Here is a 12052-nt window from a genome sequence, read left to right on the forward strand (position 1 = left end):
GCCGCCTTTGATTATTGAGTAACGGCCGGGTCCAAGACCTGCCAGAAGGAAGTACTATCGGCAGGCGGCTCATAAGTGCCCGCGCAACTCGCGGCCATCGCGAGCGCAATTGCTCCGTCGATTCTGCCTCGAGACTTTTGTTTGTCGAGCTTGCGATTGCCCGACGGGTCTGATTTCACCGTGGCATTCATCATGCACATGGTGAGAACCGGATGCCCGCCGTGGGCGACCCGCTTGTTTAAAATCAGGCTCTCCAAATCTCGAAGGGCGGGGGACATGGACTGGTAGCCCTGCCCCATCTCAACGAAGACTGCGTCGTCGCCCTCAAGCTGCTCTGTTGTGAACCCGACCTTCAAAAGCCACGGCTTGAGATGACGCCAGTTCCATCGGTCAAAAGCAATCTTGCGGATATCGAGCTTGTCGAACAGATCGCGAAGACGGTTGGCCACATATTCGTATTCAACGGTCGGGCCCGGCGTCTTCTCCAAGTACCGTTGCCCATGCCATATATCGTATGGCACGCGGTCCGCTTTGGCCTTTTCCCGCAAGCTGTCGCCAGGTAGCCAAAACGTTGGCTTGACGTGCCAAACCGTTTCCGCCCCGGCAGTTTTAGGTGCCATCAGCACCAGCGACGTTAGGTCCGATACTTCCGAAAGATCGAGCCCGCCGAAGACCGGCAGGCCCTCAAAGCTTTCCAGCACTTCGGCGTCGCAAGACTTCCACACGCTGGGAGCCACAAACGGGGCGGATGCGTCAATGCGCTGGTTCAGGAACAGCCAGCGAAAGCTCGCCTCCGCGGTTGGCATGCGGTCGGCAATCGCCGCGAAATCCTCTACGTCCTTTACAGAGCGGAAGATTCCGAGCGCCGGGTTGGCAGCCGCCCATGCTGTGCGGTCCAGTATCTCACAGTCCGCCGGAGCGGTGTAAACGTGGCTGACAATGCGTGGATCTTTCGACGTTTCCGCGTCGTCAATCCAGCGTGAAAACAGGTCGTTATCTGTGGCCGCCTGCGTCGAGATGACGAAGAGCATGGCCTTGCCCTCGTAGGCGCCCTGCGACGTCTCGATGGCTTCAACAAAGTCGTCGTTCGGACCCTTGATCTGTCCCGCCTCATCCAAGATTGCCAGGATAGGTGAGCCGCCGTGGGCGCCCTTCGCCTCAGCAGAAATCGCTTGGTACTCGACGTTCTTGGCCAGCCCGACAATCATCTTGCTAGACGGCACGATGCGCGCGAGCTTGCTCAGCTCAGGCGACATCATCACCATCTTGGAGGCGTAATTGAACACCTCCGCCGCTTGCTTCCGAGAGCGCGCACCGGAGACGATGCGGCCGTTCTGGTAAGCCTCCGGCCCGACGATGTGCGCCAGCAGGAGGCATGCGATCAGGCCCGTCTTTCCGTTCTTGCGGGCGATAGACAGATAAGCCCGACCTGTACCGGCCGGGTTGTCGTAAACCGCGAGGATGAATTTCTTCTGGAAGTCCAGTAGCCGAACCGGCTTACCGAGCAGATTTCCTTCCGGGACAAGGCAGTACCGCTCGATGAACGCAATTACGCGCTCGCCGCGGGTCATCGGCTTTTTCGCCATGCATCAACGCGGCTTGCGGCTAGCCCGGCCTGGCGAGCAAGTCGTCCTCTAGGGGGTTGTCTGCCTCGATGGCCCTAGCCCCTCCACGCCGCTTGGCAACGTCCCTCGCCTCGCCCGCTTGCGCACGCGCGTGGAGCGACAACGACCTGCGAAACGAAAGGATAGAGCTCGCGTGCATCTGCACGATCGACTTGCGGGGGTTGGCGACAGGCGTCCCCTTTTCAGAATGGGCGACGCCGCCCTCTATTCTCAATAGCGCTTGCTCTGTGACTAGATCCGCCATCGTGCGGGCCAGCATCGCCGCGAGCTCGAGTTGGTGCGCGGACCATTCCGACCGGGCATACTCGGCAATCACGTTGCGGAAGAACGGCAGGTCGCCTGAGTCCAGTGGAACGTTGGGCGGCGGGGCGATTTCAGCCGTCGCCTTCCCCATTACACGAACCGCCTCAGACGCGCTGTCGATGCGAGCCTTGCGCGGCTTCCTCATAGGAATTCCTGTGTTAGCGCTAACGTTGAGGGCACACACCGGTCCCTTGATTCAGGGGCCCCAGACATCGAAGTCCCCGGTGGGTGTGACATTTCTGTTGTCAACGTCAAAATGCGCAATATTATTGCGTTTTTCATTGTGCGACGCACAATTGGATGGGATACCCGTCAACGCCAAAGGCGGGACGCGCTGTTCCCCTCTCCTCCCGCTGCTTGTGCCTATTGTGGCACGCGGCGCATAGACTCTGCAGATTGTCCTGATCCCAGAACAGCGCCTCGTCACCCTTGTGCGGCTTCACATGGTCGACTGTGTCGGCCTCCGTGATGTCCTCCATGGCCATGCACATGGCACACAGCGGGTGGTTAGACAGCTGCCACTGCCTCAGCCTGGACCAGCGAGCCAGCTTGTAGAGCCGACGCCATGGCCTTGTATCAGTCACGCTTGAACGGAACCACAGTGCTCTGTTCCTCCAGCACCACGCTCTTCATGGGCACGATGATGACGTCTGATAGCTCACCATCCAGCATGTTGATGCTGCTGACCCTGGCGCCCTGCGCGTACTGGTCACCGACCGCAACGTTGAGCTCGCCGGTGCACGTTCTAATCAGACGGACGTTGGTCATTGGTGCTCCTTACAGCAATGAGGTGCCGTCTCTCCGGCTGTCACCAAATCACTTTTGCCGGGCTTGCCCACGTCGCGCGTCCACGATCAAGGCTTCCCGCGGGAGGAGATGGTCCGAACCCAATTAGTTGGCACCAGCGCTCGGATTCGAACCGAGACCGCACAGTTTTGGAGACCGGCAAGCTACCGTTACAACACGCTGATGTGCGTTACGGCAGTCGCCAGGAATTGGTCAGGGTGGACAGATTCGAACTGTCGGGCTCCTGCTTCCAAGGCAGGCGGGAACGGCCAAACTTCCCCACACCCTGAGGGCTGGGTCGCGGTCGATCTTCCATCGCGATACCTCGTTGAACCAGAAAGTGGGGATGCGAGTAGGCGTGTACAGACGCCTCGTGTTAGTTGCTCCGCTTGCGCGGCTACCCGTTGGGCTGCCCTAGTGGTTTTGCACCACAAAGCCGTTTGCAGGCTCGGGCTTCAAGCGAAGAACCCCAACGGCTCTCGCAATAACGTGGTGCGGGCAGCTAGTCAGGCCGCCCGCAGTTGCGGCGACTAACCCGCAACCCACTGCTCGTTTGCCCTGGCGGGCTAATTCAATTCCCGAGCCTTTGTCCCGTCCTGTGCGGCGATCAACCCGCACGGTGTCGGCTTTGTCTCTCGGGCTTGGTCCGCAGAGCAGCACCTCAGCTGTATACGGCCATAAGCCGGTTGCGTGTCGCCAGCTACGCGACAGAGGCAGTCCGGGGACGAAAGAAGGCAATGGCCGCTGCCAGAGCCAAATACGTTGCCCATTCGGGCGAATAAGTTGCCGGGGTATTTCTTCACCCGGAGCGCGTTTGGCTGACCTCAATCGGCCGTTGGCTTTCGCCCGCCCTCGCTCGTTCTCTACCCAGCACCGGGTCTGCCCTATTTGCTATACAGCAATTCAAATGCCCCGGGGAGCCAGGCCAATCGGCCCAAGGTCGCACCAGCGACCTGCTCAACCCGGGGCGAACCGGCAAACGCGGGTGAAGGAGAAAACCCCGCAAGCCGGTGGTGTAGCCGGACCTTGGCGCTGGCGCGCTCGGTCTCCGGCAATATGGTGCGGCTGTGAAAGATTAATCCCGTCTAGCGGGGTATGTTCACAGCCGCTGCAGGCGATCTGCAGCTCGTCGGACCCTTCGTGCAAGCACTTGGTGACTTCGCGGTCCCGGCAGTTGCCTATTCGTGCACGCCCGTGTGGTGGGCGCAATTCGTAGTGTTGCTATCACCTTATCACATGAGCCGTGGTGAGCCGTGGTCTACTTATCCAGTCGGCTCGTTCGCCATAACCACGAAACCTAATCCTTCGTCGATTATCTCTACGCAGGAGGTTATGGCCGGGTCGCGCCACCACCATCTTTCTCCCACCAAACCATCGTAGAGCGAAGCCGTAAGCCTTGCGCCAGTTTCATTTCCAGCAACAACTACGATGCCTTGTGTGTCGACGTAGACGCTCACCCCTCCCGCTTCCTTGAACTGTACGGTAAACTCTAATTTCCAAACGCTCATGCTGCTTTTCTCCTAACCGCAATCCCGAAATGCACCGCTAAAGAACGAAGCCCCGCATTTAGGCGTTCCTTTGCGGCGGCTCTAGCAGAGTCGGGCTGGCGATACCCGCAGAACCGCCGACCCGCTGCCTCGAGCGTCAGCCCCTGCAGAACGACCGCGTCAACCACCTCAGCATATCGGACGCCCATTGACGCCCGCGCCTGCCGCAGGCGCTCCCTAGCTGACTGCTGACGCTCAGAGACCGGCGCCCTGTCTGATCCGCCGTCGACCACAGGCTTGCTATAGTCTGGGCTGGCATACTGCCCAGACCAAGCAACCGCATGCTCGGTCTCGTACCGCAGGCCAGCCGCATAGAGAGCCGTAGCGACTTCCGGATCCTCGTCAATTTGACCGCGGACCAGCAGCCGCTCGAAATTGTCCCTGCCCGTTGCGGGCGTGCCGTGGGCAGCGCGCTCTGGCGTTGGCGTGTTGTCGTTCGCCGCAGTTGCCGCCAAAGTCACGCCGTGCTTGGTGGTGGTGCGCAGCGCGTCCTTGCCCCACCAGTGCAGCGCGATCTGGCGCAAGCCCTCCGCGATCAGTGACGGGCTGGCCGGATAGTCAGGAACACGAGCCACGAGAGCGCGGGTGATCTCGCGACGACGTTCGTTGTTACCGGCCGCCTCTCGTGCCGCTTCGTAGCGCTCGACAACCAACCGCTTGGGCTCGAACAGCGTCGAGTGCACACCGTTGGCATAACGCCACGGGAATGACACTGTGGTTGCTGGCGTGGCTGCCGAGAGCGCATGCTGGCCAAGGCGCCGGAAGATTTCGCCCGCGTCGCGCTGGGCCGTCGTGATGTCGCCTGCGTCCAGCAGCGAGTCGAGATAGTCCAGCGGATTGGCTGGCGGGGCGTCGTTGTCAGCTTCCGGCTCGTCTGAGGCGTTGGTCATGCTCTGGCCCTGTTGTGATGTGTCGGGCGGCGCTGCAGCGTTACCTCGCGGCCGCAAACGAATGGCAGCCCCTTGGAACCGCCCGACTCCAGCTACTATCAGAATCACACAATCATTTGTCAATTATCGTTCGCAGGCGGCTCCCAGTGCGGAATGGGCATGCCGAGCCGTTGGGAGACGGCTTCGGCAAGTTGTGCGGCTGCTTCGTCTTCGTTGGCGGGTGTCAGTACGATGACGTCGTGACCGAGGGCTCGCAGTTCCGCGTGAGCGTCGTCCTGCTCTTCGCTCGTCGTCTCGCCCTCTCGCTTGAACTCGGCCAGGAGCAATTTACCGGCCGGGAGGTAAACCCGCACGTCGGGCTCCCCGGCGTTGATCCCGGTCGCTGATGCCTGGCCCTGCTCACGAAGCGTCCGCCGGCCGGCGTTCATGTCGCCCGCAATACGAATAGGCCAGCCGGCTTGCCGGTAGCGGCGCAGCCACTTCACAGCGCTCGACTGTAAGTGCCATTCCTTGAGCGGCGCGCCGGAGGCTGAGCGGGGTTTGGGTTTGAGGGCGGTTTGCAGTCTTGCACGCATATAGAATTATCCCCTACTCTAAGAGCTTCATTTAGACTCTTACAAATTTACAAACACATATATATACGTATATAGAGTCTATATAAATCAGTGACTTAGAGGCTGTTTTCCGTTGTAAGGAAATCTTCAATTTTTTTGCAATTTGAAATTGTGGCGGGATGCCTTATTTTCAATTTGCATCCCGTTTGCGCTTTCTAATGCAAGGCTCCTCTGCTCTCAGGAGTGCCCTTCAGGCACTTATTAATCGGATCCCAGAGGCTGACTTTTGGCGTTCTATCGAGTCTCTCCCAGATGCTCTTTTCGCGAGGAGACTTATCGATCAGCAAATGACGGACGATCGGCGCAATTTCGTCAGGGCGGCCATGCACCCACTCTCCCTTGGCCTTTCTGTCATTGAGTAGGGCCAAGGCTGATTTCTCGGCCCTGAGCGCGTCGGAGCGGTGCTGAAATAGATACTCCCGATAAGCGAAGCAATTGAACGGTGTTCCCGTGTTTAGGCTTCCCAAGCGGCTCTTCATACTGAGCGCTACACCAATTTTTGTAAATGGAAACACGTAGTCACCATCCTCAAGTCCGACTAGATAAACGGTAGTTGGCTTCAATATCGTCAATTATCTTTTCCTTTCGGCCAGTTTTCCGGCCTCCACCCGTCCTGAAAAGCCACCATCAGCATCGCCACATGCAGCGGCACGGCACGAGGGTTTGTGGCGCGCTCGAACTCAGAAATACGCATCGGCGAGCCGTAGCCCAGAACGGCTGCTAGGGCCGCCTGCGACAGCCCTAACTCGGTTCGGATGGCGCGGAACTGTGTGGGAGTCATGCGGGGGCTTTTGGCCCGTACTCTGGGTGTGCTTCGATGAACCGCTCGGCCGCTGCCTTGGCATCTGATAAAGTAGCAAACGTGCCTTTGAGCTTGCGCCACTTGAACGACTGGCATTGCCCCTCGCGGTCAAACCACTCGGCAATATGCACTAGAAGCGGCGGGTGGTCGCTGCTCTTGGCGTCGGCTGGGCGATAGCCTTGGTCGCATGCGATACGCGCAGCAGGGTCTCCGGAATGATACGAAGCACTCGGCCAGCCTCGCTTAAAGAATGACCGATACGGGCCCGTCGGCGCCTCATCCACCCTCCATTTGATCTTGCCCGCCATAGTCGTCTGTCCTTATGCCGAAAACTGGAAGCTGCAGAAGTCGGCGCAATTCCAGTTCTTGCCGCTCTGCGTGTAGACCGAGCCGGAAGCGCCCATCTTGACCATGTCGCGGTGCTTCACCTTGTAGTCGGTGTAGCGGGTGGCCGTACCGATCCGGACGAAGCCGCCACGGTTCCAAGCGTCGTTCATGCGAGCCAGGAGCTTGCGGCCCTTGGCCAACTTAGCGAACCGCCCCGCCTTCATCTGCTCGTTGGTCATGTCCGTCTCCCCTGCGGCACCGCCGCTGTTCATGACTCCAATATAGCGCAAATGCGCTATAACGCAAGAGCGTTAGTGGCTTGACGTGCAATTATTTTTGTTCCTCATATGTTCCGGCAAGGAGCACGCACATGGGCAACAAGGTCGGAAGTGACTGGGAGGTCGTGAGCATCACGCCTGAGGGCGTGCGCGAGGTCATGGCCTGGGCGGGAAACGTCAGTGTGGCCAAGGCAGCCTATGAAGAGGCGCTAAAGCACAGGCCCGGGCGCGAGGTGCAGTTCGTGCACGGGGCTCTGATACTGCGGCGCGAGATAGGGCCCGAGCGGACGCGGAAGGGCTAGGCGGCCCTCCCGTAAGCCACATCGCGGCGCGTGTCCGCTTGGCGCTCAAGCCCAGCAAGCCGGGCCCGTTCGCGCTTCAGAATCTGCTCTACGCGCTGCCGGGACGTACCGCGGCGGGAGGCTGGCTCGGCCAAGGGCGCCCCTTGCGCAACGTCCAGCATATCGGCCCGCAGTTCCGGCGAAATACGCCCGACCACCAAAGCCAGGTCCGCAGCGTGCTCCTGGTTCGGCGGGGTGGTGCGGACAGACACACCGGCTAGGCTCAGCTTGAAGGCCGCGGTTTTCTGCTGGCGCTTGATATCGTCGCGGCTGAGGTCGCGCATGATGAACTGCAGCCATGTGTACGGGCTGTTTTCAGGGCGGTAGGAGCGCCACGTTGCGAACGCCTGGCACAGCGTCGCTTGGACAAGGTCTTCGCGGACGTGGCCGGGGGCTTCGGGCCGCAGGCGACGTGCGAGCTTATGCATCCCGGGGACATAAGCCAGGATTGCCGCGTCGAATTCGGCGGGGCGGTTGTCGTTGGCGGGTTGGGGCATCTGATCAATCCTTGTATGGGTCGACGACTGAAGCGCCGGCCATAACCACGCCAACGGGTTTCAGGACGTGCTTGATTGCGATCGTGTTGGCATGGGCAGCCAGAACATCCGGCAGGCGCCTGTATGCCTGCGGAGCCTCGTCTAAGTCGCCGCCGACAACGGTCACGTCCTCGCGCTCAAGCCATGCCTGCCACTCATCATGACGGACAAGGCCAGGCTGGCGCTGCTTCTTGCCATTCTCATCTTTGACAAAGCGACCGCGCGCCGCTGTTCGGGACATCACGCGCCCTGCCCCGTGGACTGTGGAATGCATAGCGTGACGGGATTCCGCGTTATCGACGCCCTCGAGGATGACGGCACGGTCACCCATGGATCCGCCGACGAAGCCAAGCTGCCCGGGGAAGGCAGGCGTCGCACCTTTGCGAACGACGTAAAGCGGCTCGCCCGTCCAGTGATACTCGCGCCACAAGAAGTTGTGGTGGTTGTGCACGGTCTGCAGCACCATGCCGCCAACGATCCGGCGCACACGCTCAACCACCCACTCGCGCCCTGCGTAGGCGTACAGGCCGCCGAGATCGATGCCCGCCATGTACCTCCGGCCCGCGTCTGTTTGGGCTAGGACGAGCGCCGGAGGATCGTTCATGGTGTCTTTGGCGCCCGCCTCCTTAAGCGCGCGCGTCGTGATGGTGTGGCCTAGCCCGCGAGAGCCGAAATGCACACCGATCCACGTGCTTCCGGATTCGTCCGAGAAGATGTCGACATAGTGGTTGCCGGACCCGACAGTGCCCAGCTGCGCTTTGGCTTTGGCGCGAAGGTCGGTGGCGTCAGCCGCGCGCCAAAGCTCGTCATTATCGAATATGGCGTGCTCGACTCGCTCGTCATTTACGCGGCCAACGCCAAAGCTGATGACTGAGTTGATCTGCGCCAGGATGTCCGCAATGCGCGGCTTGATGGCCGCGGCGGGGATGTCGAGCTGCACGGCCATGTTCCCGCAAGCGATGTCAAAGCCGACGCCACTGATGGAGATGTGCTCGCGGTAGCCGATGACGCCGCCGATGGGGTGATTGTAGCCCATGTGGCCGTCGGCGCAGAGCACGCCCATGACAGCGTCGTCGTGCTCCATGCAGCGGTCCATTTGCTCGAGCGTGTTAGCGTCGTGCTGGCCGTAAGTGATGTGCTTGGTCATGCTGTCTACTCCAAAGCTTCGAGGCGATCGAAAAGCATCCGCCAGCGCTCGTCTTCCGGCTGGCTCATGAACTGACCAAACGCGCTGGCCTCGTAGGCCTCACGTTCAGTGCGCTCAGTGTCTTCGCGCTGAGCTCGCTCGGCAGCGCCGCACGCCTCACACAGCGACGACGACATTGGGTTTTTGTGTTCGGCGCCGCAAACTCGGCACGGCCACCAATTTCGTCTCACTTGCCAGCCCTCACCTTCGCCCGCACCCAGCAAAGGACGCGAAGCACCATGCTGCGGGCGTGTTGGCCGATGCGGTTGGCGTGACCGAGCGCAACGCGCAGGGCTGCAAGCGCTTGGGCCGGCGCGTCTGCCATGAGCCACACCTGCGCGGCGCGGATGGCAGAGTTGAAGCTGCGGAGCGTGGGGTTGATGGCGCGGGGCGCGGTCATAGTCCGAACCCCTCTTCAGGCTCTAGACCTATCTGGATCGCGACACATTGCTCCGGCATGTCCCAACCCGAGCGCCAAACGCCACGCCTAACCGCACTGACCATCTCGCCGATGCTGATTACCAGCCACGTGTTTCCGTCCTTGTTCTGGAGCGTCGGCGTGACAAAGTAGGTAGGTCCGGATTTCATGACCGGCCCTCCGCCTTGGCGAGGGCATCCCGCAAGCGCTGGCCCGCGTTGTCGTCGCTGTCCATGAGGTGGGGCACGATTGACGGGCCGTGCTTTGCGAGCAAGGCCATGACGCGTTTGGCGTGTTCGACTACATCCGGCGCGGCGGCGATCAGATGGGCCAGCGCGGGCGCATCGAGTTCCGGCACATCGTTGATGGCAACTGCGGCGACGTAGCCACGTGCATCCTGCACAGCAATGCCGTTGTGGTTGCCGTACCCCGGCCCGCCTCTGACGCTAAGCGGAGTTGCGACGCGGCCCTGCTTCAGCCCCGGCGTATGCGCCCCGCTATGCCCCGCATAGCCCGGCGCTGTGTTGGTGGTGAGCGTGAGCGCCGGAAACGTCGGCGCCTTGTAGCCTTTGCCGTCCACGAACTCCTTGCGCATCTCGTCGATGCGCAAGACTTCTGCCGTGACGTTGTAATGGCTCTGACGCAGGGCAGATTCGGTGAATAGCTGGATCCAACCGTCTGTCGGCGTATGCCCCCAACCCGGGACGGCGTCCAGATCGCACTCGAAACTGACGACGACTCTTGCTCTCGTGAATGACATCGGGCCGCTCCCTCCAGGCGGCCATAAAAAACGGCCGCATCGCTTCGATGCAGCCGTTATATGCACTACTCAATCATTTGTCAAATGATTGTGGGATAATTTTATGTGAGACCTGGTATCAAAACCAAGTGAACCGCCTTAACCCGCTCTTGTGGATAACGAATTTCCTTCTCCGGATTATATTGCCAGAGAACCAATTCCCCGGTGCCGTCATCCCAACCCTTATATTGTTTCACTAGGCCACCTATCCCGCCCTCGTCCTCGATCTGCACAACAATAAAGTCGTCGCGCTTCGGGCTACGGCCTGGATGCACCGATACGCGCTCTCCAGAAAAGAATCTTGGTGCCATCGAATCGCCGCCGACATAAAGCATATAGCCATCGCGAACACCGGCCAGTTCGACGGGCGTCGGCTCCCATGCGATGGGAGCCTCGTCCATAATGAGGTAGCCGGATGGCGAGGCTCCAGCCCGTCCCAACACCGGCGTAACCCCAACCATGGGTTCAAGTCCGTAATTGGATGGCCCGTCAATCGCAGCCAATCTGGTGCCGCGGGACTTCGGAGCGTTTGGTAGTTTTACGCGCAACGCCTCTGGGACCGCGGCTAGAAATTCCTCGCGGCTAATTTCAAGCGCGTCGGGCAACTTGTACCAAGCGTCGCTTGGGGTCCAATCCCCGGCTTCGTACTGCTGTACCCGCTGCGGGGACACACCTATACGCCCGGCAAGCCGCGCCTGTGTTAAGCCCTTAGCTTTGCGATGCGCCCTAATGAAATCCGCTAAATCGTTCATTGCTGACTTCCTTCGACAAATAATTGTGCCAACGCGCTATCATATTATTTGTTCCAGCACATCAACAAACCATTTGACAAATGATTGTGTGAACCGGCTAATGCACTTCGTAGTTAACGAGGAATCAAGCCGATGGCTCATCCCGGTAGGCCACTAAGCGAAAACATGCAGGCGGCGCTTGCCGTGATGCCGGCCATTATGGAGCGCTACGAGTCTGGCGATTCTGCCTCGCGTATCGCCGATGCATTGGGTCTTTGTCCAACGACGGTCATGAGGTCGGTTCGACGGGTAATTCCAGAAGCGTTCCGCGTCAAACTAGAGACGGCGGCACACAATGACAACGATTCTGGCGTGACGCATAGGATCATGCCCCATCAAATCGGGTGGAGTACCGACCCGATCAGCCATCACGCAGTAAGCCTTCCGCGCCTTGCGTGTCTATCCTGACTCCCCATGGCATAGGACTGTGATCCTAATAATGGGAATATCAGTCTGGAGTAACGCGTATGCCGGGTCCGTCTTTGTTGGGTGGTAAAAATGTGACGCCGCGACTGGAAAGAGCTCGTTCGATTGCCTCCATAGACGAGGTCTTGGCGACGCCGCCGTTCTCGATACGGCTTATCGTTAGCGCGGCAAGGCCTGTGATTTCGGCCAAATCTCTGAGGCCTAGATTCAGTGCCGCGCGGGCCATTCGGATCTGAACGGGAAGCGGCAAAGTTATATCCGTAAAAGCGCGTGTTGACAAAACTAACGCGCCTCGGCACAGACGCTAACAAGGGTAGCAATACGGCCGAATAAAACAACCTCTGGGTGCGCGACGAGTGCCCAGCCGCCTACGCCTACCCAGT

Annotated in this window: 18 protein-coding genes and 2 tRNA genes; 1 reads left to right on the forward strand and 19 read right to left on the reverse strand. The window is 60.0% G+C overall.

Annotation, left to right across the window (positions count from 1 at the left end; all coding sequences use genetic code 11):
• Positions 1-11: 11 nt before the first annotated feature.
• The 12 genes from ACSQ24_RS21530 to ACSQ24_RS21585 form a co-directional block, all read right to left on the reverse strand.
• Entirely contained in the window at positions 12-1586 is a 1575-nt protein-coding gene (locus ACSQ24_RS21530; protein WP_436096655.1) for a terminase large subunit, read from the reverse strand.
• Between the two features lie 620 nt (positions 1587-2206).
• On the reverse strand, positions 2207-2419 hold the full coding sequence (locus ACSQ24_RS21535; RefSeq protein WP_436096656.1) for an HNH endonuclease: 213 nt from the start codon (positions 2417-2419) through the stop codon (positions 2207-2209).
• Between the two features lie 85 nt (positions 2420-2504).
• Positions 2505-2696 carry a hypothetical protein gene (locus tag ACSQ24_RS21540; protein WP_436096657.1) on the reverse strand — a complete coding sequence of 64 codons (192 nt, stop codon included), beginning with the start codon at positions 2694-2696 and terminating at the stop codon, positions 2505-2507.
• 128 nt (positions 2697-2824) lie between these two features.
• Positions 2825-2899: transfer RNA gene (locus ACSQ24_RS21545), tRNA-Trp, on the reverse strand.
• A 25-nt stretch (positions 2900-2924) separates the two neighbouring features.
• A tRNA-Pro gene (locus ACSQ24_RS21550) sits at positions 2925-3003 on the reverse strand.
• Between the two features lie 973 nt (positions 3004-3976).
• Entirely contained in the window at positions 3977-4222 is a 246-nt protein-coding gene (locus ACSQ24_RS21555; RefSeq protein ID WP_436096658.1) for a hypothetical protein, read from the reverse strand.
• Positions 4219-5151 (reverse strand): DUF6456 domain-containing protein, encoded by a 933-nt coding sequence (locus ACSQ24_RS21560; protein ID WP_436096659.1) that lies wholly within the window; start codon positions 5149-5151, stop codon positions 4219-4221. Before ACSQ24_RS21560 ends, ACSQ24_RS21555 begins: the two co-directional genes overlap by 4 nt.
• Before the next feature lie 119 nt (positions 5152-5270).
• Positions 5271-5726: a hypothetical protein gene (locus ACSQ24_RS21565; RefSeq protein WP_436096660.1), complete on the reverse strand. Its 456-nt coding sequence runs from the start codon at positions 5724-5726 to the stop codon at positions 5271-5273.
• A 194-nt stretch (positions 5727-5920) separates the two neighbouring features.
• Entirely contained in the window at positions 5921-6337 is a 417-nt protein-coding gene (locus ACSQ24_RS21570) for a GIY-YIG nuclease family protein (protein WP_436096661.1), read from the reverse strand.
• Complete coding sequence (locus ACSQ24_RS21575) at positions 6334-6546, reverse strand: helix-turn-helix domain-containing protein (protein WP_436096662.1); 213 nt, start codon at positions 6544-6546, stop codon at positions 6334-6336. The genes ACSQ24_RS21570 and ACSQ24_RS21575 overlap by 4 nt, the downstream gene beginning before the upstream one ends.
• The gene (locus tag ACSQ24_RS21580; RefSeq protein ID WP_436096663.1) at positions 6543-6875 is read right to left on the reverse strand and encodes a hypothetical protein; all 333 of its coding nucleotides are present in this window, start codon (positions 6873-6875) and stop codon (positions 6543-6545) included. The genes ACSQ24_RS21575 and ACSQ24_RS21580 overlap by 4 nt, the downstream gene beginning before the upstream one ends.
• A gap of 12 nt (positions 6876-6887) precedes the next feature.
• Positions 6888-7133, reverse strand: coding sequence for a hypothetical protein (locus tag ACSQ24_RS21585; RefSeq protein ID WP_436096664.1), 246 nt, complete (start codon positions 7131-7133; stop codon positions 6888-6890).
• A gap of 131 nt (positions 7134-7264) precedes the next feature.
• On the opposite strand from ACSQ24_RS21585, the gene ACSQ24_RS21590 reads away from it, so the two are divergent.
• Positions 7265-7474, forward strand: a complete 210-nt coding sequence (locus ACSQ24_RS21590) for a hypothetical protein (RefSeq protein WP_436096665.1) — start codon at positions 7265-7267, stop codon at positions 7472-7474.
• Here the strand turns inward: ACSQ24_RS21590 and ACSQ24_RS21595 are convergent.
• The 7 genes from ACSQ24_RS21595 to ACSQ24_RS21625 form a co-directional block, all read right to left on the reverse strand.
• Positions 7471-8010 carry a sigma-70 family RNA polymerase sigma factor gene (locus ACSQ24_RS21595; RefSeq protein ID WP_436096666.1) on the reverse strand — a complete coding sequence of 180 codons (540 nt, stop codon included), beginning with the start codon at positions 8008-8010 and terminating at the stop codon, positions 7471-7473. The genes ACSQ24_RS21590 and ACSQ24_RS21595 overlap by 4 nt on opposite strands.
• 4 nt (positions 8011-8014) lie before the next feature.
• Complete coding sequence (locus ACSQ24_RS21600) at positions 8015-9196, reverse strand: RtcB family protein (RefSeq protein WP_436096667.1); 1182 nt, start codon at positions 9194-9196, stop codon at positions 8015-8017.
• Positions 9197-9201: 5 nt separating this feature from the next.
• Entirely contained in the window at positions 9202-9372 is a 171-nt protein-coding gene (locus ACSQ24_RS21605; protein ID WP_436096668.1) for a hypothetical protein, read from the reverse strand.
• 50 nt (positions 9373-9422) lie between these two features.
• Positions 9423-9635 carry a hypothetical protein gene (locus tag ACSQ24_RS21610; RefSeq protein WP_436096669.1) on the reverse strand — a complete coding sequence of 71 codons (213 nt, stop codon included), beginning with the start codon at positions 9633-9635 and terminating at the stop codon, positions 9423-9425.
• A gap of 184 nt (positions 9636-9819) precedes the next feature.
• Entirely contained in the window at positions 9820-10413 is a 594-nt protein-coding gene (locus ACSQ24_RS21615; RefSeq protein WP_436096670.1) for a hypothetical protein, read from the reverse strand.
• Between the two features lie 101 nt (positions 10414-10514).
• Positions 10515-11204 (reverse strand): helix-turn-helix domain-containing protein, encoded by a 690-nt coding sequence (locus ACSQ24_RS21620; RefSeq protein WP_436096671.1) that lies wholly within the window; start codon positions 11202-11204, stop codon positions 10515-10517.
• A 487-nt stretch (positions 11205-11691) separates the two neighbouring features.
• The gene (locus tag ACSQ24_RS21625) at positions 11692-11895 is read right to left on the reverse strand and encodes a helix-turn-helix domain-containing protein (RefSeq protein WP_436097942.1); all 204 of its coding nucleotides are present in this window, start codon (positions 11893-11895) and stop codon (positions 11692-11694) included.
• Positions 11896-12052 lie beyond the last annotated feature (157 nt).

Source organism: Allobosea sp. LjRoot237, assembly GCF_964253285.1.
In the GTDB taxonomy this organism is placed as follows: Bacteria; Pseudomonadota; Alphaproteobacteria; order Rhizobiales; family Beijerinckiaceae; genus Allobosea.